The sequence below is a fragment of the Proteus vulgaris genome, assembly GCF_011045815.1.
In the GTDB taxonomy this organism is placed as follows: domain Bacteria; phylum Pseudomonadota; class Gammaproteobacteria; order Enterobacterales; family Enterobacteriaceae; genus Proteus; species Proteus vulgaris_B.
In genome coordinates this window covers 3,716,034-3,739,648 of the sequence record NZ_CP047344.1, presented here as the reverse complement: position 1 = coordinate 3,739,648, position 23,615 = coordinate 3,716,034, and the positions used below count along the sequence as shown (strand labels likewise).

At 39.0% G+C, this 23,615-nt stretch carries 20 protein-coding genes, 1 tRNA gene and 1 pseudogene; 15 read left to right on the top strand and 7 right to left on the bottom strand.

Annotated features, from left to right (window positions below; translation table 11 throughout):
• Nucleotides 1-86 precede the first annotated feature (86 nt).
• Complete coding sequence (locus GTH24_RS17605; protein WP_072069062.1) at nucleotides 87-716, bottom strand: OB-fold-containig protein; 630 nt, start codon at nucleotides 714-716, stop codon at nucleotides 87-89.
• A gap of 303 nt (nucleotides 717-1,019) precedes the next feature.
• Nucleotides 1,020-1,667 (bottom strand): CPBP family intramembrane glutamic endopeptidase, encoded by a 648-nt coding sequence (locus GTH24_RS17600; protein WP_164526764.1) that lies wholly within the window; start codon nucleotides 1,665-1,667, stop codon nucleotides 1,020-1,022.
• A gap of 199 nt (nucleotides 1,668-1,866) precedes the next feature.
• Between GTH24_RS17600 and tssD the strand changes: the two are divergent.
• A pseudogene (gene tssD, locus GTH24_RS17595) lies at nucleotides 1,867-2,105 on the top strand (type VI secretion system tube protein TssD); the annotation flags it as partial.
• 260 nt (nucleotides 2,106-2,365) lie between these two features.
• On the opposite strand, the gene GTH24_RS17590 reads toward tssD, so the two are convergent.
• From GTH24_RS17590 to aspA, 4 genes are all read right to left on the bottom strand, one after another.
• Nucleotides 2,366-2,441: transfer RNA gene (locus GTH24_RS17590), tRNA-Phe, on the bottom strand.
• 296 nt (nucleotides 2,442-2,737) lie between these two features.
• Nucleotides 2,738-3,310, bottom strand: coding sequence for a division control transcriptional repressor DicD (dicD, locus tag GTH24_RS17585; RefSeq protein WP_072069059.1), 573 nt, complete (start codon nucleotides 3,308-3,310; stop codon nucleotides 2,738-2,740).
• Nucleotides 3,311-3,494: 184 nt separating this feature from the next.
• Nucleotides 3,495-4,820: an anaerobic C4-dicarboxylate transporter gene (locus GTH24_RS17580; protein ID WP_072069058.1), complete on the bottom strand. Its 1,326-nt coding sequence runs from the start codon at nucleotides 4,818-4,820 to the stop codon at nucleotides 3,495-3,497.
• A gap of 158 nt (nucleotides 4,821-4,978) precedes the next feature.
• Nucleotides 4,979-6,403, bottom strand: coding sequence for an aspartate ammonia-lyase (gene aspA / locus GTH24_RS17575; protein ID WP_072069056.1), 1,425 nt, complete (start codon nucleotides 6,401-6,403; stop codon nucleotides 4,979-4,981).
• A gap of 374 nt (nucleotides 6,404-6,777) precedes the next feature.
• Between aspA and GTH24_RS17570 the strand changes: the two genes are divergently transcribed.
• The 5 genes from GTH24_RS17570 to GTH24_RS17550 all read left to right on the top strand — a co-directional run bounded on the left by GTH24_RS17570 (nucleotide 6,778) and on the right by GTH24_RS17550 (nucleotide 11,990).
• A complete protein-coding gene (locus GTH24_RS17570; protein WP_072069054.1) occupies nucleotides 6,778-7,284 on the top strand; it encodes an FxsA family protein in 507 nt (168 codons plus the stop codon).
• A 169-nt stretch (nucleotides 7,285-7,453) separates the two neighbouring features.
• Nucleotides 7,454-7,747 (top strand): co-chaperone GroES, encoded by a 294-nt coding sequence (locus tag GTH24_RS17565; RefSeq protein ID WP_036914050.1) that lies wholly within the window; start codon nucleotides 7,454-7,456, stop codon nucleotides 7,745-7,747.
• Nucleotides 7,748-7,799: 52 nt separating this feature from the next.
• Nucleotides 7,800-9,446, top strand: a complete 1,647-nt coding sequence (gene groL, locus GTH24_RS17560; RefSeq protein ID WP_072069052.1) for a chaperonin GroEL — start codon at nucleotides 7,800-7,802, stop codon at nucleotides 9,444-9,446.
• 242 nt (nucleotides 9,447-9,688) lie between these two features.
• Nucleotides 9,689-11,320, top strand: a complete 1,632-nt coding sequence (locus tag GTH24_RS17555; protein ID WP_164526763.1) for a Na+/H+ antiporter — start codon at nucleotides 9,689-9,691, stop codon at nucleotides 11,318-11,320.
• Nucleotides 11,321-11,645: 325 nt separating this feature from the next.
• Nucleotides 11,646-11,990 carry a DUF4156 domain-containing protein gene (locus tag GTH24_RS17550; protein WP_072069049.1) on the top strand — a complete coding sequence of 115 codons (345 nt, stop codon included), beginning with the start codon at nucleotides 11,646-11,648 and terminating at the stop codon, nucleotides 11,988-11,990.
• Between the two features lie 107 nt (nucleotides 11,991-12,097).
• Here GTH24_RS17550 and epmB read toward each other — a convergent pair whose 3' ends face one another.
• Nucleotides 12,098-13,126: an EF-P beta-lysylation protein EpmB gene (gene epmB / locus GTH24_RS17545; RefSeq protein ID WP_164526762.1), complete on the bottom strand. Its 1,029-nt coding sequence runs from the start codon at nucleotides 13,124-13,126 to the stop codon at nucleotides 12,098-12,100.
• Between the two features lie 44 nt (nucleotides 13,127-13,170).
• Here epmB and efp point away from each other — a divergent pair, with 44 nt between their 5' ends.
• The 9 genes from efp to GTH24_RS17500 all read left to right on the top strand — a co-directional run bounded on the left by efp (nucleotide 13,171) and on the right by GTH24_RS17500 (nucleotide 23,614).
• Nucleotides 13,171-13,737, top strand: a complete 567-nt coding sequence (gene efp, locus GTH24_RS17540; protein WP_072069045.1) for an elongation factor P — start codon at nucleotides 13,171-13,173, stop codon at nucleotides 13,735-13,737.
• Between the two features lie 868 nt (nucleotides 13,738-14,605).
• The gene (locus tag GTH24_RS17535; protein ID WP_241253990.1) at nucleotides 14,606-14,947 is read left to right on the top strand and encodes an RpiB/LacA/LacB family sugar-phosphate isomerase; all 342 of its coding nucleotides are present in this window, start codon (nucleotides 14,606-14,608) and stop codon (nucleotides 14,945-14,947) included.
• 157 nt (nucleotides 14,948-15,104) lie between these two features.
• Nucleotides 15,105-16,001: a pirin family protein gene (locus tag GTH24_RS17530; RefSeq protein WP_072069040.1), complete on the top strand. Its 897-nt coding sequence runs from the start codon at nucleotides 15,105-15,107 to the stop codon at nucleotides 15,999-16,001.
• Nucleotides 16,002-16,319: 318 nt separating this feature from the next.
• Entirely contained in the window at nucleotides 16,320-16,940 is a 621-nt protein-coding gene (locus GTH24_RS17525) for a 4Fe-4S dicluster domain-containing protein (protein ID WP_072069038.1), read from the top strand.
• Nucleotide 16,941: 1 nt separating this feature from the next.
• Nucleotides 16,942-18,957: a hydrogenase 4 subunit B gene (gene hyfB / locus GTH24_RS17520; RefSeq protein WP_164526761.1), complete on the top strand. Its 2,016-nt coding sequence runs from the start codon at nucleotides 16,942-16,944 to the stop codon at nucleotides 18,955-18,957.
• Between the two features lie 12 nt (nucleotides 18,958-18,969).
• Nucleotides 18,970-19,920, top strand: coding sequence for a respiratory chain complex I subunit 1 family protein (locus GTH24_RS17515; protein ID WP_072069036.1), 951 nt, complete (start codon nucleotides 18,970-18,972; stop codon nucleotides 19,918-19,920).
• A 6-nt stretch (nucleotides 19,921-19,926) separates the two neighbouring features.
• On the top strand, nucleotides 19,927-21,378 hold the full coding sequence (locus GTH24_RS17510) for a hydrogenase 4 subunit D (protein WP_277606435.1): 1,452 nt from the start codon (nucleotides 19,927-19,929) through the stop codon (nucleotides 21,376-21,378).
• Between the two features lie 12 nt (nucleotides 21,379-21,390).
• The gene (hyfE, locus tag GTH24_RS17505; protein WP_036934333.1) at nucleotides 21,391-22,041 is read left to right on the top strand and encodes a hydrogenase 4 membrane subunit; all 651 of its coding nucleotides are present in this window, start codon (nucleotides 21,391-21,393) and stop codon (nucleotides 22,039-22,041) included.
• A gap of 4 nt (nucleotides 22,042-22,045) precedes the next feature.
• Nucleotides 22,046-23,614, top strand: coding sequence for a hydrogenase 4 subunit F (locus GTH24_RS17500; protein WP_115350237.1), 1,569 nt, complete (start codon nucleotides 22,046-22,048; stop codon nucleotides 23,612-23,614).
• The last annotated feature ends 1 nt before the right edge of the window (nucleotide 23,615 follow it).

Sequence of the window (23,615 nt, the reverse complement as noted above, 5' to 3'; positions counted from 1 at the left end):
CTTTTTTCTCCATAGGTTCAGACGATGCCGTCATTTTTTAATCGTATTTGTTTATTAACTTAATTACATTTCATCGAATGTGGATATCAGCGATGAAATTCATCTTCCGTTACGACTTGATAACTGTGAGTAGACGCGTCATAACTAATAATAATAACGTTGTCTCCTCGTTTAATATTCTCGTGTTCTGGTGCTCTAATTTGTAAAATTAAACCTGCACCCCCATCTTCTAAAAGGGCTTCACCTTTGTTTTCCGCGACATTTGCTGATCGTACTATGGCTAATTTGCCTATCAATTGGTGTACTGATTTAGGCTTATTACGTGATATGAGCTTTTTACGAATGGGTTTTAAACATACCGCAGTAAGATTAAGAGAAATAAAAGAGATAATGATTAATGCAATAAAGCCAACTAAATAATAAATAAAATCTGTTTCAATAGCGCTGATAATCCAATAGTTAGTAAAGTAACTGATAAACCAGCCTATAAGGGTAAAGAAGGTTAAAATAATCGTAACTGGGATACCCGCTAACCCTAATTTTGTTAACCAGCCTGCGAAACCTGTTACATCAACATCTAATTCACTATCAATATTAAATAAATCAATATCTAATAATCCAAAAGCAGCACAAAGCCAATAAAAAGAGATAATAATAAGTAATGCACTAAAAATAATACTAGGAAAAGCTAGGCTATTTTGGAAAAACAAATTCATATAGAGTTCTCTTAATTTAAGAAGATGGTAATATCCTTGTCATATTAATATCGCTTATCATACTTTAATACGCTGAAAAAGCATGTAGTTATAATCACATTCTATATTTATTTTTTCATTTTATTTTTATGGAAGTTAATATAACTTATTTAGATAGTGATGAATAATATTCGGTATTATTGCGTATAAAATCAGATCATTCTCTAAAATAATAATAAAAACATTTTCATCTATTACATATCATTTCTTATAAAGTGAATAAGTGTTTTATTATAAAAAATATAAATTTATTAAATAAAAACTCTATAACATTAAAAAAACGATACTAATTGTATTGTGTATTCCATGCATCACTATCGGCGCGATTAATGAACGAGTCCCTATTCTGATTTGGCAAAACACAACACCCACAACAAAAATAAGGATAAATGTAGTAATTGACTCATATTGAGTATGCATAGCGGCAAATAGAAGTGAAGAGATAATAATGGCAATCCATTTTCCTATATTGCCATACCACATGCCTGCATTTAGTAGAAAACCTCTAAAAATGACTTCTTCAGTAATGGGAGCAATAAAGATAACTGAGAGTGCAAATAAGAAGAAGGCAAAACCTGTAATAGATTCGATTTCTGTAACCCATGAATCATCTTCAGAGCCTAAAAATAAACTAATAAAATATAATCCCAATAAGGCTAAAAAAGGGGCTTTCAGTGAACTCCATTGAAGGTGGCCTAATGGCATTAATTTAATCTTTTTTTGATAAGCAACCCAAATAATCAAGCAGTAGGGGAGGTAAATAAAAAAACTGATTAATGAGATGATATAAGGCGATTGAAACAATGTAGCAGGGGCTGGGGTGAGCAAGAGACTAAATGAGGAAAAAAAGTAGCCTATAAAGGCAAATACACAGATGACTGAATGGTAAACTCGATCTTTGGGAAATTCCATTTTTGTTTGTCCTTGTATGGGAGGCATCATTTAATTTTACAGAATATTGAATACAATGTTCAAATGTTCAAATGATTAAATCATTAATCAATTTAAATATACAAAGTGACCTTATTATTTTGATTAATGAACGATTAGAGGAAATATACTATGCAAGTATAAATATACTTAGATTAAATTCTTGATAAAAGGGTTGAAAATGGAAAACATTATTTATTTGACAATAAAAATTAAAAACAAGGGTTAATTTCATCAGGGTGTTCAACACAAGAATCTATTGGTAACCTTTGTCAAAATGGGAAGGAAGATAAAATATATATTTATGAATTAAATCATTCACTTTCAAGAGCTCAAAATGCCAGTCATTTCCCCATAATGATAAAAAAACTTTTAGATAAATCAACACCATTATTAGGAATGGCTATTTCTAATAATGAAGATTTTGGTGTGAACCCATTCTTTAACATTAAGCCTTCAATTCCATTTTTCATAATCTACCTTCCTTATTCTCATATGAGGCAAATATATCTGGACTAGCATATTATTAATAGTGTTGTATTTATTTTGATCTACTTTCTAATAGATAGGAATGAGGTAGGTAGAAAAGGAAAAAGGTGATGAAGTGCATTTGTTAATCACAACAACTAGCTTAGTCTATAAAAGCAAAAAACCAGCCCTAAGGCTGGTTTTTTTAAAGATGGTGCCCGAACTCGGAATCGAACCAAGGACACGGGGATTTTCAATCCCCTGCTCTACCGACTGAGCTATTCGGGCTAACGAGGCGCATTAAACCGTATTCAGCGGGATGCGTCAACGTCTTTTTAATAAAAAATACAAAAATAAGTTCGTTTGCTTTCTTTTTATTCTATTTGAGTTTAATTTTTCATCATAAGCGATTTTGTAGTAAAAAATGCTTAAATAACAATCAGTAAAGATATTCACTTTTTTGTATATAGAAGAGAAAACTTTCTCTTTTTTTGATGATTAAATTTGTTTTTTGCTACTCAGCAGAGAAAAATTGAGTACAAACGAAAAAATAGACCGTTTTTCTTGTTTTCCTGCACTTATAACTAACTTAATGCACCATTTTTTCGGCATTGAGCAATCTTAAGAATATCCTCTGCCAATAATTTTGCTGTAATAATATCATCAGCATGGTGATTGACCATTAAACGGCTTAAACAGCCTTCTAAGATGAGTTCCATTTGTTTAGCAACTAACTCACTGTCTTCGATATTAAGTTCGCGTAGTAGCGTTCTAGAGTAATCAAATGAGCTCTGTTTTTGACGTTGGCTTAATTGGTGGATTTGAGAGTGTTCATCAGGGTATGCACTACATGCTGCAACGAATAAACAACCAGGAAAACGGTTTTTCTCTAAACGTATAGTGAGCTGATCATAACGTGCCAGTAACTTTTGTTCGATCGTCAGTTCTTCATCTAGCATAACTTGGCGTTGCCAAATATCAATTTGCTGCCCGTGATGGCGAAGACAATCAAAAATTAAGGCATCTCTATCAGGCCAAAATGGGTGAAGTTGAGATTCATTAATACCCGAGTCTTGCAGAAGCTCTGGTAAAGTCGCCGCTAAGCCATATTGCTCTAGCTGGATAAGTACGTGGTCTAATAACGCTTCACGTTGCACGGAAATCTCCTTAAATCACGTTGTCGCGAAAACATCATAATTAGCAGACTTTAACTAAAAATGAAAGCAAGAGGCGACAGGGTAAAATGAAAATACCCCATCTTGCGACAGGGTATTTTCTTGTTTTTTTATTTCTTGTAAGCGCTAAGCGCTTTTTTGCAATGTTTTAATTTTTTACTTCAAACTACAGGATCATACCGCCGAAGAGGAAACCAAATCCGACAGCTAATACCACACCAATTGTACCAGGGATAAAGAATGGGTGGTTGAAGACTAATTTACCGATACGGGTTGTACCTGTGTCATCCATTTGAACTGCCGCAACCAGTGTTGGGTAAGTTGGCAGGATGAACAGACCAGAAACCGCAGAGAAAGATGCAATTGCAGTTAATGGAGATACACCTAGCGCTAAAGCCATTGGCATTAATGCTTTTGCTGTTGCTGCTTGTGAATATAACAGTGCAGAACAGAAGAAGAAGATAACGGCTAATAACCAAGGATGGCCAGTGATCAAATCACCCGCAGTCAGTTTGATCCAATCAATGTTACTTGAAACGAAAGTATCACCTAACCATGCAACACCCAGAATACAGATACATGCACTCATACCTGCTTTAAAAGTACTTGAGTTGAGGATGGTATCAGTTTTAACTTTACAGAAAACAGTGATAAGCGTTGCAACACTCAGCATGATGATAAGAATAGCGTTAGTGGTGTTCATTAACGGTTCTTTCACGATACCTAAGCTTGGGCTGTTGATGATTGCATAAGTAACAACACAGACAACACCCAGTAAGAACAGCATTACAGATGATTTAGCACCTGGTAATGTTTCTCTACGTTCTTGGCTACCACGTAACTCAACCAGACCTTGTTCTAAACGCTCACGATAGACAGCATCATCAGATAGTTTTGAGTTAAATACCCAAGATACGATGAATGACATCAGGATGATTGCTAGGAAGGTTGCTGGTAATAAGATAGATAACAGTGTGATATAGCTTACTGTGTTACCTTCACCAACCATTGCTGGGTTTTCCATGACTGATGCCATGTACACAACTGCAGCAGAGATAGGAGATGCAGTAATACCGATTTGAGCTGCAACAACACCTGTTGATAAAGGACGGCAAGGCTTAATGCCTTGTTCTTTTGCAACTTCTGCAATAACTGGCAGTGTTGCTAAAGAGATGTTCCCTGTACCTGCAAATAGAGTTAAGAAATAAGTCACAATTGGCGCAAGAATTGTGATGTATTTTGGATTACGTCTTAACAGTTTTTCAGTTTGCCCAACAAGGTAATCCAAACCACCAGCAACCTGCATCGCAGAGATTGCGGCAATAACAGCCATAATGATGGAGATAACATCAAAAGGGATTGAACCAGGTTTAACACCGATAGCAGCTAAAACTAAAACCCCTAAACCACCGGCAAACCCGATACCAATTCCCCCAAGTCTCGCACCGAGGAAAATGGCCAGCAGAACGATAATCAATTCTACGGCTAACATAGTGTTTACTCCTTGAGATAATTAAAAAAATGAGAAATATAAGTTAAATTTTTGTTTTTACAATCAAGTAAAAAGGCACGCCTCCTAAAGAGTCCGTGCCTTGTATTTTTAAGAGCTCATTCTTATGTTTAACAGTGTTATGTTATAAAACATAATTATTAATCATCGAAGCGTTTTGCTTTGTAAGCTGGGTTTTTCAAGTTTTCTACAGAGAAGATATCGTCTAGCTGTTCTTCTGTTAATAGACCACGTTCTAAAACAACTTCACGTACACTCTTACCAGTTTCTGCACAAATCTTACCAACGATGTCGCCGTTATGGTGACCAATGAATGGGTTCAGATAAGTAACGATACCGATTGAGTTAAATACGAAGTGTTCACAGATTTCTTTGTTTGCAGTGATGCCATCAACACATTTTTCTACTAAGTTACGGCAAGCGTTGCTTAACAGAGAGATTGATTCGAACATTGCTTGACCGATTGCTGGTTCCATTACGTTTAATTGTAATTGACCTGCTTCAGCCGCCATAGTTACACAAGTGTCATTACCGATAACTTTAAAGCAAGCTTGGTTAACAACTTCTGGAATAACTGGGTTTACTTTAGCTGGCATAATTGAAGAACCAGCTTGTAGTTCTGGAAGATTGATTTCTTTCAGACCAGCACGAGGACCAGAGGACAGTAAACGTAAGTCATTACAGATTTTAGACATTTTCACAGCTAAGCGTTTTAATGCGCCGTGAACCATTACATAAGCACCACAGTCAGAAGTTGCTTCAATTAAGTCTTCTGCTGGAACACAAGCTAAACCAGTGACTTCTGCCAGTTTTTCAACAGACAGTTTTTGGTAACCAGGAGCTGTATTCAGACCAGTACCGATAGCTGTTGCACCTAAGTTCATTTCTAACAGTAACTCAGCAGTGCGTTTCAGGTTTTTGATTTCTTCTTTCATCAGTACAGAGAAAGCATGGAATTCTTGACCTAAAGTCATTGGTACAGCATCTTGTAATTGAGTACGACCCATTTTCAGGATGTCTTTGAACTCAACTGCTTTTCTATCAAAACCAGCTTTCAGCAGTTCGATAGATTCAGTTAATTTGATAACAGAGTTATAAACCGCTACACGGAAACCACAAGGATAAGCGTCGTTTGTTGATTGGCTCTTATTGACGTGGTCATTCGGGTTCAGGTATTGGTATTCACCTTTTTGGTGGCCCATTAATTCCAGACCGATGTTTGCGATAACTTCATTGGTATTCATATTTAATGAAGTACCTGCACCGCCTTGGAATACATCAACTGGGAATTGATCCATGTGTTTACCTGTTTCTAATACTACGTCACAGGCTTTGATAATCGTATCAGCGATTTCACGAGGAATAGTGTGAAGTTCTTTGTTTGCTAATGCAGCGGCTTTTTTCACCATTACCATACCGCGGATGAATTCTGGAACATCATTGATGGTACGATCACTGATGTAGAAGTTTTCAATTGCACGTAAAGTGTGGACGCCATAGTAAGCATCAGCAGGAACTTCTCTTTTACCTAACAGGTCTTCTTCGATACGAGTTTTATTTGACATGAGAACCTTCTTATTAAAATTTTAACTGTCTAGTTATGCGCTTGTTAATAAAATATATCGTTAACGGTTAATAATGTAATATAACTTACCGTTTTGCTTGGTACTGACACGATCATATTCGGGTTGTGAACAAATACCTTTAAGCTGGATCACTTTATACGTAAATAACGTCTAAATATTTTCTTTTTGTGATCTATCTCATGGATTTTACAGTTCTACTTCTCTTTTTAACGCCCCTTGAAAAGGAGTGTTAGGCTCCCCATTATTATGTAGATAAACTAAGAAAAAGCGAGTTCGTAAACCATCACCTTAGATGTAGTTCACACTCCTTTCTATTAATAATATGAATCTTTTTTTATAAAAAGGAGAACCAAGTGCGTTGGCTCCCATTAATTGTTATCTGTCTTCTTATCTATGTAGAAGCTGTGATTTTCGTCAATGTAGCATCTTCGATTGGCGTACTTACAACACTATTCCTTGTGGTGCTGACTTCTTGTGTTGGTGTCTCATTGGTAAAAAATCAGGGCGTAAAAAATATTGCTTCAATGCAGCAAAAACTTGCAGTGGGTGAAGTGCCTGCTGCTGAAATGGTGAAAAGCGTTTCGTTAATACTGGCGGGTATTTTATTGTTGATCCCCGGTTTCTTTACGGACTTCTTAGGTTTACTGTTGTTACTGCCACCATTACAAGCACTGTTAGTGACAAAATTAATTTCTCGTATTCGTGTTTATTCAGGCAATCATGGACAAAGTGGATTTTCTTCTGGTCAAAATGGCGCCACCTTTGAAGGTGAGTATCAGCGCAAAGAAGATTCACCGAGTAACCAACTGAATAATAAGGGTGAAGATCAGAATAACGACCATTTTTCTGATAAAAAATAATTAGCCCAAAGCATAATCGACTAAAAAGGGGGAAAATTGAAAAAAAAACACACTTCTCCCCTTGAAGTTTTACCGGATGCCCCCACCTGTATCGTCATGGTACTGGTTCATCTTAGGCACTGGTATCAACCTTAATCCTGATATGGACTTTTTTATAGGAGCACTATTAATGAAGATTCGTCCATTACATGACCGTGTTATTGTTAAACGTAAAGAAGTCGAAGCTAAATCAGCAGGCGGTATCGTCCTTACTGGCACAGCGGCGGGTAAATCTACTCGTGGCGAAATTTTAGCCGTAGGTCAAGGCCGTATTATGGAAAACGGCGACGTTAAACCACTGGATGTTAAAGTTGGCGATATCGTAATTTTTAACGACGGTTATGGCGTTAAAACAGAAAAAATTGATAACGAAGACGTGCTTATCATGTCTGAAAGCGACATTTTAGCAATTGTAGAAGAATAATTTTTCTCTTTTAAGATCTTCTTAAACTGAACGAATTCAAAGGAAATATACGATGGCAGCTAAAGACGTCAAATTCGGTGTAGATGCTCGTAATAAAATGTTACGTGGTGTTAATGTTCTTGCAGATGCAGTTAAAGTAACTTTAGGCCCTAAAGGTCGTAACGTTGTTTTAGATAAATCTTTCGGTGCACCTGTTATTACTAAAGATGGTGTATCTGTAGCACGCGAAATTGAACTCGAAGATAAATTCGAGAACATGGGTGCGCAGATGGTGAAAGAAGTTGCTTCTAAAGCCAATGATGCGGCAGGTGATGGTACTACAACTGCAACAGTATTAGCACAATCAATCATTGCCGAAGGCTTAAAAGCAGTTGCCGCAGGCATGAACCCAATGGATCTGAAACGTGGTATCGACAAAGCAGTTATTGCTGCTGTCGAAGAACTGAAAAAACTGTCTGTTCCATGTTCAGATACTAAAGCAATTGCTCAAGTTGGTACCATTTCAGCGAACTCTGATGAAACCGTTGGTACTCTGATCGCACAGGCGATGGACAAAGTCGGTAAAGAAGGTGTTATCACTGTTGAAGAAGGTACTGGCTTAGAAGACGAGCTAGATGTTGTTGAAGGTATGCAGTTTGACCGCGGTTACCTGTCTCCTTACTTCATCAACAAACCTGAAACAGGTACTGCAGAATTAGAAAACCCATTCATTCTGTTAGTTGATAAAAAAGTATCAAACATCCGTGAACTACTACCTGTTTTAGAAGGTGTTGCTAAAGCTAACAAACCTCTGCTTATCATTGCAGAAGATGTTGAAGGCGAAGCACTAGCAACCTTAGTTGTGAACAACATGCGTGGTATCGTTAAAGTTGCTGCGGTTAAAGCACCTGGTTTTGGTGATCGCCGTAAAGCAATGTTACAAGATATCGCAACGTTAACTAACGGTGCTGTTATTTCTGAAGAAATCGGCATGGAGTTAGAAAAAGCAACGTTAGAAGACTTAGGTCAAGCAAAACGTGTTGTTATCAACAAAGACACTACTACAATCATTGATGGTTTAGGTGACCAAGACGCAATCAGCGGTCGTGTAGCTCAAATTCGTCAACAAATCGAAGATGCAACTTCAGATTATGACCGTGAAAAATTACAAGAACGCGTTGCTAAATTAGCTGGCGGTGTTGCAGTAATTAAAGTCGGTGCAGCAACTGAAGTTGAAATGAAAGAAAAACGTGCTCGTGTTGACGATGCTCTGCATGCAACTCGTGCCGCAGTTGAAGAAGGCGTTGTTGCTGGTGGTGGTACTGCACTGGTTCGTGTTGCTAACGCTCTGCGTGAAATGACTGGCGATAACGAAGAACAAACAGTGGGTATCCGCGTTGCATTACGTGCAATGGAATCTCCAATGCGCCAAATCGTTGCTAACGCAGGTGAAGAACCATCTGTTGTTGTAAACAACGTGAAAGCAGGTGAAGGTAACTACGGTTATAACGCTGCAACTGATGCTTACGGCGATATGATTGATATGGGTATCTTAGATCCAACTAAAGTGACTCGTTCTGCACTGCAATTCGCTGCATCTATCGCAGGTCTGATGATCACAACAGAAGCGATGATCACCGATTCACCTAAAGATGACAAAATGGATTTAGGTGGCGCTGGTGGTATGGGCGGCATGGGTGGAATGGGCGGCATGATGTAATTCATCAGCTTACCGTTTTACAAGAAAACCCGAGCTTAGGCTCGGGTTTTTTTATGTCAGTGATAAATAAAAATCAACGATATGGTTAATGGTTAGGTCATTTTGCTTAACATCTCTGATTTAGGAATTATCAGATAATTTGTTTTTTATATAATTAGAAACAACTTATTTCTTTACAACTAGACAACAGATCGTTTTTACTGCACCGCTTAAAAAATATTAAATAAATTGGGGTGTTCACCATGTCTGTCGTCGCAATTGTACTCATCTTTCTTTTTGCCGTGATTGTGAGTGTGTTTATCTCACGATTACTGTCAGAAAAAATTCCTCTGCCGTTGATCCAAATAGCTGTAGGGGCTTGTTTGTCGATTTTTGGTTTTGAGGTGGCGTTTGATCCACATCTTTTCTTGTTCCTTTTTATCCCTCCATTGCTGTTTTTAGATGGATGGCGTATTCCTAAAGAGGCGTTGTTCCAAGAGATTAAACCGATTATGTCGTTAGCGATCGGTTTAGTGGTTGTCACCGTAATTGGCATGGGCTTTTTTATTCACTGGCTTATTCCTTCTGTTTCGCTTGCGATAGCATTTGCTCTAGCGGCAATTTTGTCTCCAACCGATCCTGTTTCAGTATCTGCAATGACTGTAAATTCGCCACTTCCTTCTCGTATGACGCATATTTTAGAAGGGGAATCGTTACTTAATGACGCAACAGGTTTAGTTTGTTTTAGCTTTGCGGTTGCTGCGGCATTAACGGGATCTTTTTCTATTGTATCAGCCACAGGACAGTTTTTAGTTGTGGCTTTAGGCGGGGCAGCAATTGGTTTAATTGTGGCGGGTATTATTGGGCGGTTAAATCAGTTTTTGGTGAGACGCACAGGTGAAGATCCGGCTATCCAAATCTTGATTAGCTTACTGATGCCATTTTTTGCTTATTTATTGGCGGAGCATGTTCATGTGTCAGGTATTCTTGCTGCTGTTGTTGCCGGTATTGCAATGCACTACGAGAAAATTGTGGGTCGTATGCAAGCCGCAACACGTATGCAAAGTAAGGCTGTGTGGGATACGGTTCAAGTTGCGCTTAATGGAATGATCTTTATTTTATTAGGTGAACAACTTCCGGCAATGTGGAAAATTTTACCTGAAGTGACCCAATCCGCTGGGGCTACTAATCCTTGGGCTGTATTAGGTTATATTATTGTTATTACAATAGCCCTTGCTGTGCTACGTTTTGCATGGGTATGGATCTCAATGTGGTTAACGGTATTCCGCTCACCGAATAAGCATTTATCGCGTCATGACTTACGTTTGATGGCAATTATGGCGACTGCTGGGGTGAGAGGTGCAATTACATTAGCTGGTATTTTAACACTCCCTTTATTGATGACTGACGGCTCGCCTTTCCCAACACGTGATCTGGCTATCTTTATTGCTATGGGGGTAATCCTTTGCTCATTATTAATCGCAACAATTGCATTGCCGATTTTAACCAAAGGGCTATCAGAAGATTTACCGTATGAAGATGATGAAATTCGTACACGCTTAGCTTTAAATGAAGCAGCAATTGCACATATCAATGAATTAATGAATCAACCTTGCGAAGACTTAGATGAAATGTCGCTACGCATAGAAGCTGGCTCTCATTTATTAGAGATCTACAGTCGTCGCCTTGATAGTGAAGATAGTGTGCAAGAAGGTGCTCTTGATCTTAAGCGCTTGTTTAGTATGGAGCGTAAATTATCTCGTAGTGCATTAAAGGTTGAACGTGATGCATTGCAACAACTGCGTAAATCTCGTCATATTAGTGAACATATTTATAATCGCTTACGTCATGAGTTAGATTTAAAAGAAGAAGCGTTGAATCATCATTTGAGTTAATTTAGACCAATATTATCGTCAGGTGATTATTGATTGTCTGACGATTTTTAAAAAATGAACAAATAGTGTGTTCATTCTCGCACTGTGTAGGCTGAAAATAGGACAGATCATTTTAAAAGCATAAAAGCGGTGTAGAATAGAGGCATTGTTGCTTTGTCTATCTCAAAGCCGAATTTGTACGTTAAAATAAGTTTAAAGCGAAAATAATATCTTAAGGCTATTGGCTAATGTGAGATAGTAATAATGATTTATTTTTGCGCATAAGAGGGATGACAAGGTATATTGTTGTCTTGACTAAACGGACACTCAAATAAATGAGGGGATCATGCGAATTAAATTGTTATTGGGAGCTGCTGCAGCGTTGTTATTAGCAGGCTGTTCTGCAACAAACACATTAAGCACTGCTGGCTCACAGGTACAAATCACTGATACGCAACCAGGCAGTGAATGCCAATTATTAGGAACAGTGACAGGTGTTCAAAATAACTGGTTATCAGGTTCCCGTACTGAAAGCCAATCACTGCGAGGTGCTGCTAACGACTTACGTAATAAAGCAGCTGCAATGGGTGGTAACGTTATTTTTAACGCTGGTACTGGCGCAGGTAGCTTTGTTGATAGCTTTGCACCATTAGATAGCAAAATGAGTGGACAAGTTTATAAATGCCAATAAGGGCATTTAATTTATTCACTATTTATTAGTCTGCTAATAGATAAAAAAGCTGTAGTCACTTCATCTATTTGAATTGAGCTACAGCTTTTTTGTTTCTGTCATATTGATTATTGCTGGCGTAACCCAAGATCTAACAACGTTTTACTTGGTTCTCCACCAATTTCACGCGTGAGTTTAGGTACCATATAACCTGATACTAAACTCATAAGTCCTTTCATAATTTCTCTAGCTTCTCTGTCTGGCACCATAAAGTGGGCCGCGCCTTGTACTTTATCTAGAACATGCAAGTAATAAGGCATAACACCAGCATCAAATAAGGCGCGACTTAATTCAGCGAGAACTTCAGCGCTGTCATTAACCCCCCGCAATAACACACCTTGATTTAATAAAGTCACATTGGCTTTTTTTAACTTTAAACACGCTTCTCTCAATGTATCATCAATTTCATTAGCGTGATTGATATGCAGTACCATGATATTTTGCAAACGTGATTGTTGTAAGCGCTGACATAGTGCATCAGTGACGCGAGCAGGAATAACCACAGGTAAGCGAGAGTGGATGCGTAAACGCTTAAGATGAGGGATAGCTTCTAGTTGTGTTATTAACCAATCAAGTTCATCATCTTTTGCCATAAGGGGATCGCCCCCAGAGAAGATGATTTCATCGAGTTTTGGGTTATTTTTGATATACTCTATTGCCTTGTGCCAATTAGCCTTGTTTCCTTTGTTATCTTCATAGGGAAAATGACGACGAAAACAGTAGCGGCAATTGACAGCGCAACCACCTTTGACCAGAAGCAATGCACGATTCTGATATTTATGTAATAAACCTGGCACCGCATTTTGTTGCTCATCTAACGGGTCCGTAGAAAATCCCGGTGTTATGGTAAATTCAGCATTTGCAGTTAATACTTGTAAAAGTAATGGATCGTTAGGATCGCCTTTTTTCATGCGTGCAACGAATTCACGGGGAACCCGTAGCGGAAAAAGCCGTCGCGCCTGAGCCCCTTTTTGGAGATCAGCGTGATGTTCCAATGCTAAAAGTTGGAGTAATTCAACAGGATCACTGATTGCCTGCGCGAGTTGTGTTAACCAGACTTCTCTGGTGGGGTGATTATGAGTTACAATGTGTGCCATTTTTTGGCTATGCCATTTTAAATTAAAAAAGTTAGAGGATATTCATGGCTTCTTATAATACCAACGATTTTCGTTCAGGTCTTAAAATCATGTTAGATGGCGAGCCAGCCGTCATTACTGAATGTGAATTTGTTAAACCAGGTAAAGGTCAGGCATTTGCTCGTGTACGTCTGCGTAAACTGATCTCTAACAAATTACTAGAAAAAACATTTAAATCTACTGATTCAGCAGAAGGTGCTGATGTCATGGATATCAACTTAACTTACCTGTACAACGACGGTGAGTTCTGGCATTTCATGAACAACGAAACTTTTGAGCAATTAGCTGCAGACGAAAAAGCCGTTGGTGATAATGCTAAATGGTTGATCGACCAAGCTGAGTGTATCGTAACACTGTGGGATAATCGTCCTATCGCTGTTATTCCACCAAACTTTGTTGAATTAGAAATCGTTGATACTGATCCAGGCCTGAAAGGTGACACCGCAGGTACAGGTGGTAAACCAGCAACATTAAGTACAGGTGCAGTCGTTAAAGTACCACTGTTTGTACAAATTGGTGAAATCATCAAAGTTGATACTCGTTCAGGCGAATACGTATCACGCGTAAAATAATCGTGTAGATTATTTTACTGAGTGTAACGTTAAGTACAATAATTAATTACCGCAGATAATGTTAACTATCTGCGGTATTTTTTTATTTTTAATTTATAAAAATTGAATAAACTATGCTATTTTCTTTCTAAAAAATTGATTAATTTGTATTACTGCATTATTTAATTTTTTATGTTATTATTTTGTTCCTAATTTATTTATCCCTTTATTATATTTAGAATGCCAAAAGTGAATACTCTATTCAATATTGGAATTGGTAAAAAATAACCATTTTCTTAGAATGAGTATGTAGGTTGTTTTGGTAAAGATAATCCACAGCAATATTTACTTTAAGTTTTTTGACTTTCCTTTAAGAGATATTGAAGAGTATAGATAAAAACATTAATCCTGTAATATTATTGATCTTTATTTTATATTTTAGTTGTACTAGGGAAACCCTTTCAATATAGACATTTACTTTGATATATCTCTTTTATTTTTTTATTAATTCAATTTATGACGTAATAAAATTAACTTATTTTATAGGTTAATCACCTTCTTTATGGAATTAATTTCCATTTCTTTATTTCTTCTTTTTTTTTGTAAAACTCCCAAACTTAAACACAAATAATAGAATTTTAATCTACACTTTATTTAGGTTTAATATAAACAATAGCCTTTGAGTTTATTTTAAATTTAAATGTTATCAATGGTTTATGTTTACCAGTAGTACTTGAGTTAATTTAGGAGGCTATATGGAAAATAGAACGATTATTATGGGGGCTGATCCTTCAGGATTTGAGCTTAAAAATACGATTAAATCTTATTTGTCAGAAAAAATTACACAATAAAAGATCTCACAGAATCAGGCCCTATTGGCTATTGTGATGTGGGCGATAAAGTTGGTTCGATTGTTTCTGAACATCCTGAATATATTGGCTTTGTTTTCTGTGGTACAGGAATGGGTGTGAGTATTAGTGCGAATAAACATAAAAATGTTTATTGTGGTGTGTGTGAAAGTATCACGACAGCTCGTTTTTGTAAGGTAATTAATAACTGTAATATGATGGCAATGGGTGGCTTATTAATAACACCTTTTAAAGCTAAAATGATGGTTGATGCTTATTTATCAGCAACCTTTACAGAAGGTTTTTCTGAAGCAACACCAGAAGATTTACAATCTGGCTTAAATTCAATGAGACAAATAGAAAAGAAAATTTATAAAATTTAAGTCATTCTTATTATTCACTTTTATAAGCCTGAATTATCAGGCTTATTTTTTACGTAAGTGATATGTTTTGCTTATTAAATAGATAAAGGTTTAGTATCTATACTAGATAATAATAAAGTATTTTATGACTTAACAATAAATTAAAAGTAGGTGAACAATGGAACATCAACACTCTGACGCAGTAAATGCCCCATTACGTATTACCTCTAAAACCCGTGATGTTGGGGGGATTGAAACTTATCGTGCTTTACCTGATAAAAAACAACGCTTAATTGGACCTTGGTGTTTTCTCGACCATTTAGGCCCCACCGTTTTTAATGATACTGTCGATAAATTAGCTATTTCGCCACATCCCCATATTGGCTTGCAAACTTTTACTTGGATGTTAGAAGGCGAAATTTTACATCGTGATAGCTTAGGTTTTCAGCAAGTTATTCGACCTCAACAAGTGAATTTAATGACCGCCGGTCACGGTATTAGCCATTCAGAAGATAGTCACGGTGATAAAAAAGAAGTTCATCTGGCACAATTATGGATAGTACTACCAAACGATAAAAGAAATATGCCACCGCGCTTTGATCACTATCCTGATCTGCCTAAATGGCAAGCTGATGGCGCTGACTTTACGTTACTCATCGGTGATTATCAAAACCACAGCTCTCCCGTATTATGTTTATTACCCATGGTTGGCATGGATATTATGTCAAAACATGCTACTCGCATTCCTTTATCATTAAATCCTAAATATGAATATGGGCTTTTTGTTTTAACGGGAGAAATGACAATAGAAGGGGAACGCTTTGCTGCGAATGAACTTGCTTATATTGGAATACAAAACGCTGAGTCATTAACGATTGAACTAAGTGACAATGCTCAAATTCTTTTCTTAGGTGGCGAACCTTTAAATGAAAAAATTTTGATGTGGTGGAATTTTATTGGTCGTAGCAAAGAAGAAATTCAACAAGCAATCACCGATTGGAATGCAGGCAGTGAGCGTTTTGGTAAAGTGGTTAATGATGAAAGAACACCTCTGGTATCTCCTTTAATGCCTTAATCTTATGTTATAAAAGAAAACATTAATATTACGTGTTTAAAGTTAGCTGAGTTATCTAAAGATAATTCAGCTATTTTTCTTTGTGCTCCGCCATTTTGATACCTAATCATAGTGACGACAAAATTGTTGTTTAGAACCCACCACTTACTGTCAACGTCATAATTGTCGACACGTCATTTTTTATTTTCCTTTTATTTTTTAATTTATTGATTTTGAATGAAAATAAAATAAATTCTTTCTTGGCACGAAATATGCTTCATCTAAAGAAAAATTGACGACAGTCATGCTGTTAAACGTTTTTCTCGGAGGATGTGGCGAATGAATCGCTTTGTAATTGCAGAGCCACAACGATGCATAGGGTGTAATACCTGTATGGCAGCTTGTTCGGAAGTTCATCAAGCTGTGGGATTACAGGCGCACCCGCGTCTTACAGTGGTAAAAGTGGAGGATCAGACAGCCCCGATGCTTTGTCGGCACTGTGAGGATGCTCCTTGTGCTCGCGTGTGCCCAGTCAATGCCATTACTCATGAAGATAATATGATCTTTCTTAATGAGAGCCTGTGTATTGGCTGTAAGTTATGTGGTCTGGTTTGTCCCTTTGGGGCAATTACACCATCAGGTAGCAAACCCGTTAACTTACCGGCTGTCTTTGAACATTTTGTTCCTGAAGAGATGTTGGCCGATGTGCCAGCAAGTCTTCCAACCACCAACCCATTTCTTGCGTGGAATGTGGGTATTCGTGCAATTGCAGTGAAATGTGATTTATGTGCTTTCTCTGATGAAGGCCCTGCTTGTGTCAAGGTGTGTCCGACAGATGCATTGCATTTAGTTGAAGAAGACAAACTTGAAGAGCAGATGAAAACGCGTCGCTTAGATTCTGTGATGGAACCTATTACGAGTCTTGACGATTTATCTACTTTGACACAGGAGCGGAAGTAATATGGAACCTCTTCAGTTACTGCTGTGGTCAGTCATCCTGTATGTTGTTGGTGGCGTTATTGCACTGTTTTTAAAGAAACAGGAAGGATTGGCAATCCTTATTTCAGGGATCAGCGCAATCATCGGCGGTGTATTAGGTGTTTTAAGTGCATTACCGGTTATTTTGGGTGGTAAAATCGCCACTTTTACCGCGGCAGGCCCATTTGAATTTGCAGCCTTCGTGGTACGCATGGATATGTTAGGCGCCTTTATGGTGTTCGTCATTTCATTATTGGTCAGTGTGTGTGCGCTTTATTCTCTTGCTTATGTACAAGAATATAAAGGACGTGGCGCTTGGAGCATGGGATTCTTTATGAATCTGTTTATTGCTTCTATGGTTGGCTTAGTGGTGATGGATAATGCGTTTTACTTTATTATCCTATTCGAAATGATGTCACTGGCTTCTTGGTTCTTAGTTATTGCTGACCAAGATGACGAATCTATTCACGCAGGTTTACTTTACTTCTTTATCGCTCACGCAGGCTCCGTGTTAATCATGATTGCCTTCTTCTTAATGTGGCGTGAAAGTGGTAGCCTTGATTTTGATTCATTCCGCCAGCTCTCTCTTTCTCCTGCAATGGCTTCTGTGGTGTTCTTACTGGGTTTCTTTGGTTTTGGTGCCAAAGCCGGTATGTTGCCATTACACAGTTGGTTACCAAAAGCTCACCCCGCAGCGCCTTCACACGCATCGGCATTAATGTCAGGTGTAATGGTTAAAATTGGTATCTTTGGGATAATCAAAGTCGGTATCGATTTATTAGGCGCTACAGAAATGTGGTGGGGCATTGTTGTTCTTGGGTTTGGTGCCGTTTCTTCTGTATTAGGTGTTATGTACGCCTTAGCAGAGCACGATTTAAAACGCTTACTCGCATGGCATACCGTTGAAAATATCGGCATCATTTTAATGGGTGTGGGTGTTGGCATGGTTGGTATGGCAACCGACCATCCTGTAATTGCTGCACTGGGTCTATTAGGGGCGTTATACCACTTATTAAACCATGCAGTGTTTAAAGGATTATTATTCTTAGGTGCAGGCGCCATCATTAACCAAATTCACACACGCGATATGGATAAGATGGGCGGATTGGCAAAATTAATGCCTTATACCGCAACAGCCTTCTTAATTGGTTGTATGTCCATTTCAGCTTTACCGCCACTAAACGGGTTTGTGAGTGAATGGTATACCTACCAATCGCTATTTTCGATGAGTTACGAAGGTAACTTTGTGATGCGCTTAAGTGGTCCTATCGCCATTATTATGCTGGCAATTACGGGTGCATTAGCGGCAATGTGTTTTGTTAAAGTCTATGGTGTTAGCTTCTGTGGTGGCCCGCGTAGCGAGCAAGCAACAAAAGCGAAAGAAGTGCCTTTACCAATGACGATTGCAATGGGTTTATTAGCACTTTTCTGTGTTGTGTTAGGTGTTGGGGCGGCTTTTGTTGCACCAATTATTGCAAACATTGCAATGTCACTTAGCGAAACCAGTGCATTAACCGTGACTCAAGGCGCAATGCTTGTTCCTGATACCGCATCACAAGCAATGTTCTCTCCAGCATTAACATTTGTTTTATTAATTGCCTTACCGCTTATCCCATTCCTGATTTATCTTGGCCTGAAAGGCAATCAACCTGCGTTTCGTCGTAAAGGTAATCCTTGGGCGTGTGGTTATGTATGGGAAAAAGACATGGCAGTGTCAGCAGGTGGCTTTACTCAAGCACTACGTAGCATGTTTGCACCACTTTATCGCATGCGTAAACAGCTTGATCCATCTCCATTGTTGTCTCGTGGTTTTAATAAAACACAGCTCGGTGCTGAAAAGGTCGAACCATTCTGGGATGAACGCATTATTTATCCTCTGGTTCGTGGGATCCAACGATTTGCAAAACGTATCCAATGCCTACAAGGCGGGGATTTCAGACTTTATTGTCTCTACGTTGTCGCAGCGCTGGTCATCTTACTTTTAGTCATCGCAGCGTAAGGAGAGGGACTTATGACTTTCCAAGAAGCACCTACGTTAATGATGGGAATATTCGCACTAATACAAGCACTCTTTTTGCTGGCGATAACCCCGTTATGTACAGGTATTTCGCGCACAATTCGCGCCAAGATGCATTCGCGTCGAGGCCCTGGAATTTTGCAAGATTATCGAGATATCTTTAAGTTATTTAAACGTCAATCAGTAGCGCCCGAGCAATCTGGTGTGATCTTCCAAGTGATGCCGTATGTGTTACTTGGAAGTATGTTAGTGGTTGCTATGGCACTGCCTGTCTTTACTGCAACGTCACTGTTTGCGGGTGCAGCCGATCTTATCGCACTGATTTATTTGTTTGCACTTTATCGTTTCTTCTTCTCTTTATCTGGGCTGGATTCAGGAAGCCCATTTGCGGGTATTGGTGCTAGCCGTGAATTAACACTGGGTGTGTTAGTTGAGCCAATTTTAGTGTTATCACTGATTGTGGTGGCTTTAATTGTGGGTTCAACCAACGTTGGCACCATCAGTGCAACTCTGGCTCAAGGTTGGGTATCACCCACAGCAACATTGTTAGCCTTATTAGCTTGTGCTTTTGCGGCATTTATCGAAATGGGCAAAATGCCATTTGACGTTGCTGAAGCTGAACAAGAGTTACAAGAAGGACCATTAACTGAGTATTCAGGCTCTGGTTTTGCCATGGTGAAGCTGGGTCTTGGTTTAAAACAAGTTGTAGTGGCTGAACTGTTCTTAGCCATATTTATTCCTTTCGGCAAAGCAACAGAATTCACCTTTATTGCACTGTTTATAGCGTTAGTTTTAATGGCTGTGAAATTGTTAGTAGTGTTTGTATTAGCGTCATTGGTTGAAAACAGTTTAGCGCGTGGTCGCTTCCTGCTAACTCACCATGTGACATGGTTAGGATTCGGTGTTGCGGCACTGGCTCTTGTTTTCTATTTAACCGGTCTATAAGGAGCGATGATTACAATGGAAAATATAGCTCTTGCGACCTTACTCATCCCATTTGCGGGGGCGTTGATTACGTCCTTAATGCCAAATCGGATGGCGAAGTGGTTATGTACACTTTTCGCTTTATTAGCCACATTAGGAACAGTTGTTTTAGGTTGGCAGTTCCTCGCTGAAGGTAAAGTCGATACCACAATTACGCTAGTACAATATGGTGATGTTGCGCTCTTTGGTTTTACCATTGACCGTGTCAGTACCTTGATTGCTTTCGCTGTTGTGTTCTTAGGGTTGTTAGTGAGTTTTTACTCTACTGGCTATCTGACTAACGGCAACCGTGAGCATCCACATGAGGGGACTCGTCGCTATTATGCCTTCTTGCTGATTTTTATTGGAGCAATGGCTGGTTTAGTCCTTTCATCAACTATTTTAGGTCAACTCCTGTTTTTCGAAATCACAGGGGGATGTTCTTGGGGATTAATCGGTTACTACCAATCTGAAAAATCACTCCGCTCCGCAATGAAAGCGTTGTTGATCACTCACGTTGCTTCAATCGGTCTTTATCTCGCGGCAGCAACCTTATTTGTGAGTACGGGGACATTTGAATTAACCGCAATTGCAACCTTAGATGAGCCAACCAAACTGATTGTGTTTGGCGGTATCCTCTTTGCAGCTTGGGGTAAATCAGCTCAATTACCACTACAAGCTTGGTTACCTGATGCGATGGAAGCACCAACTCCTGTAAGTGCTTACTTACACGCAGCATCAATGGTGAAAGTCGGTGTTTATATCTTTGCTCGTGCCATTATGTCAGCAGGTGGTGATGTCCCTCATATTATTGGGTGGGTGGGTATTACCATGGCGGTTATCACGTTGATTTATGGCTTTATGATGTATTTGCCACAAAAAGATATGAAACGCCTGTTAGCATGGTCAACTATTACTCAGCTCTCTTATATCTTCCTCGCATTATCTATCTCTATCTTTGGACCGCGTGAAGCGTTTGAAGGCGGTATTGCTTATATCTTTAACCATGCCTTCGCTAAAAGTTTGTTCTTCTTAGTTGCTGGCGCATTGAGCTATAGCTGCGGTACTCGCATGTTGCCTCGCTTAAAAGGGCTAATTAATAAATATCCATTATTGGGTGTGGGTTTCTGTGTCGCCGCGTTGGCAATTGCAGGTGTTCCACCACTTAATGGCTTCTTTAGTAAATTCCCAATTTTTGCCGCGGGTTTTGAATTGTCGAGTATTTTCTGGGTGATGACACCAATTATGGTGCTGGTGCTGATTGAATCTGTTGCTAGCTTCACTTGGTTTATCTATTGGTTTGGCCGTGTTGTACCGGGCAAGCCAAGTAAAGAAGTTGAGGAAGGACAACCTGTTCCTATGGCGATGCAAATTGTCATTGGAATACTGATTATTATGTCCTTTGCATCCAGTGTTATCGCAGTCACTTGGCTAGGATAAGGGAGATAAATCATGACTGGAGCACTTATCGTAAATAATTTGGCGGGGTTAATGATGATAACTTCGCTACTAGTAATTGGCGCGAAAAAGCCGATTGCTTCTTGTTGGTTCTATGCATTGCAATCTTTCGTCTTGGTGATGATTTTTGTCACCTTGGCGAATACGTTAGATGCACACCAACTGACACTTTGGGCGATTACCGCCTTCTTTACTAAAGTTCTGCTTGTTCCACTTATTTTAGGGTTTGCATTTCGTAAGTTATCTGATCCTAGTGCAAATATCAGTGTTATTAGCCCCGCGCTATTGATGTTGCTGGCAGCTGTTATCGTCATTCTAAGCTGGTTTGTGGTTGAGCCAATTCAAATACCAATGGTTGTTGATTTGAAACCTGCACTCGCAGTTTCTCTGGGACACTTTATGTTGGGGCTACTTTGCATCGTGACTCAACGCAATATCCTAAAACAAGCTTTTGGTTACTGTTTAATGGAAAACGGCTCTCACTTAACACTGGCATTATTGGCATGGCGAGCACCAGAACTGGTCGAAATTGGTATTGCCACTGACGCCATCTTTGCTGTGATTGTGATGGCAGTGTTGGCTCGTAAGATTTACCGCACGCTCAACACACTGAACGTGGATCAACTGACCGCGCTGAAGGGGTGAGGAGATGAACCAAACAACCATGTTAACAATTTTAATGTTTGCGCCGTTGGTATTTTCAATACTAGCGTTTCTGAGTCCGTTATTAAAAGCAGGTGCTCGTTCTGTTGTGACAGGCATTCATGCGATTGGTATCACCGTTTTGTTAGTCGCAGCATTAGGAACTGTGGCAGATGTCATGTCTCATGGCGAAATATTGGCTGCTGCTAATTGGGTTCACGTTGATAGCTTAGGCGCATTATTCCTCGCTATCTTAGGCATTATCGGCTTTTTAACGGGGCTTTATTCTATTGGCTATATGGGTCACGAAGTGGATGAGGGTGAAATCTCAGTACGCACTTTGTGTAATTACTATGGTTTCTTCCATCTGTTTTTATTCACCATGTTATTAGCGATCACCAGTAATAACTTGATCCTAATGTGGGCAGCCATTGAAGCAACAACCCTAAGCTCTGCATTCTTAGTAGGAATTTATGGTCAGCGTTCTTCTTTAGAAGCAGCGTGGAAGTACATCATCATCTGTAGTGTCGGTGTCGCGTTTGGTCTTTTCGGTACTATTTTGGTTTATGCCAATGCCGCAAGCTTTATGCCTGATCCAGATCAGGCCATTTTCTGGACTGAAGTGTTGAAATATACAGACCAGTTAGACCCAACTCTGATGCATTTAGCTTTTGTCTTTATTTTAATCGGCTTTGGTACCAAAACGGGGTTATTCCCAATGCATGCTTGGTTACCCGATGCGCACAGTGAAGCACCAAGCCCAGTCAGTGCCTTGTTATCGGCTGTATTACTGAATTGTGCTCTGTTAATCATCATTCGTTACTACATTATTATTGATGCTGCTATTGGCACTGAATTTACACGTAATTTACTGCTGATTTTTGGTTTCCTCTCTGTGGCTATCGCGGCTTTCTTTATTCTTATTCAGCGCGATATGAAACGTCTTTTAGCGTATTCCAGTGTGGAGAACATGGGATTAATTGCCGTGGCATTAGGGATTGGTGGACCAATTGGAATTTTGGCTGCTTTATTCCACACCTTAAACCACAGTTTAGCGAAAGCACTGTTGTTCTGTGGCTCTGGTAACGTGTTATTGAAATATGGCACACGTGATTTAAATGTCGTAAAAGGCATGTTTAAAGTGATGCCATTAAGTGCAGCTCTTTTTGCTGGTGGTGCGTTAGCGTTAGGGGGAATGCCTCCTTTCAACGTCTTTATCAGTGAATTTATGATTGTTGTGGCAGGTTTAGCTTCTCAGCACATAGGTTTAACTATTCTACTATTATTGTTATTAACCATAGTATTAGGTGGATTAGTTCGTATGGTGGCGAAAACTGTCTTTGGTCCAAAACCTGATGTTGTTGTTAAAGGTGAACTGGGGATCTTAACCACATTACCAATGGTCATTTTGATTGCTCTTATGTTGTTAATGGGAACTCACATTCCCAAACCTGTCAGCGAGCTGTTAGAAAATGCCGCTAATATCGTGATGAATATTGATAAAAATGAATCACCAAATTATGCATGGCCAACAACGTTAATCAGCAATCAATCCACATCAGTTCAGGAGATGTAAC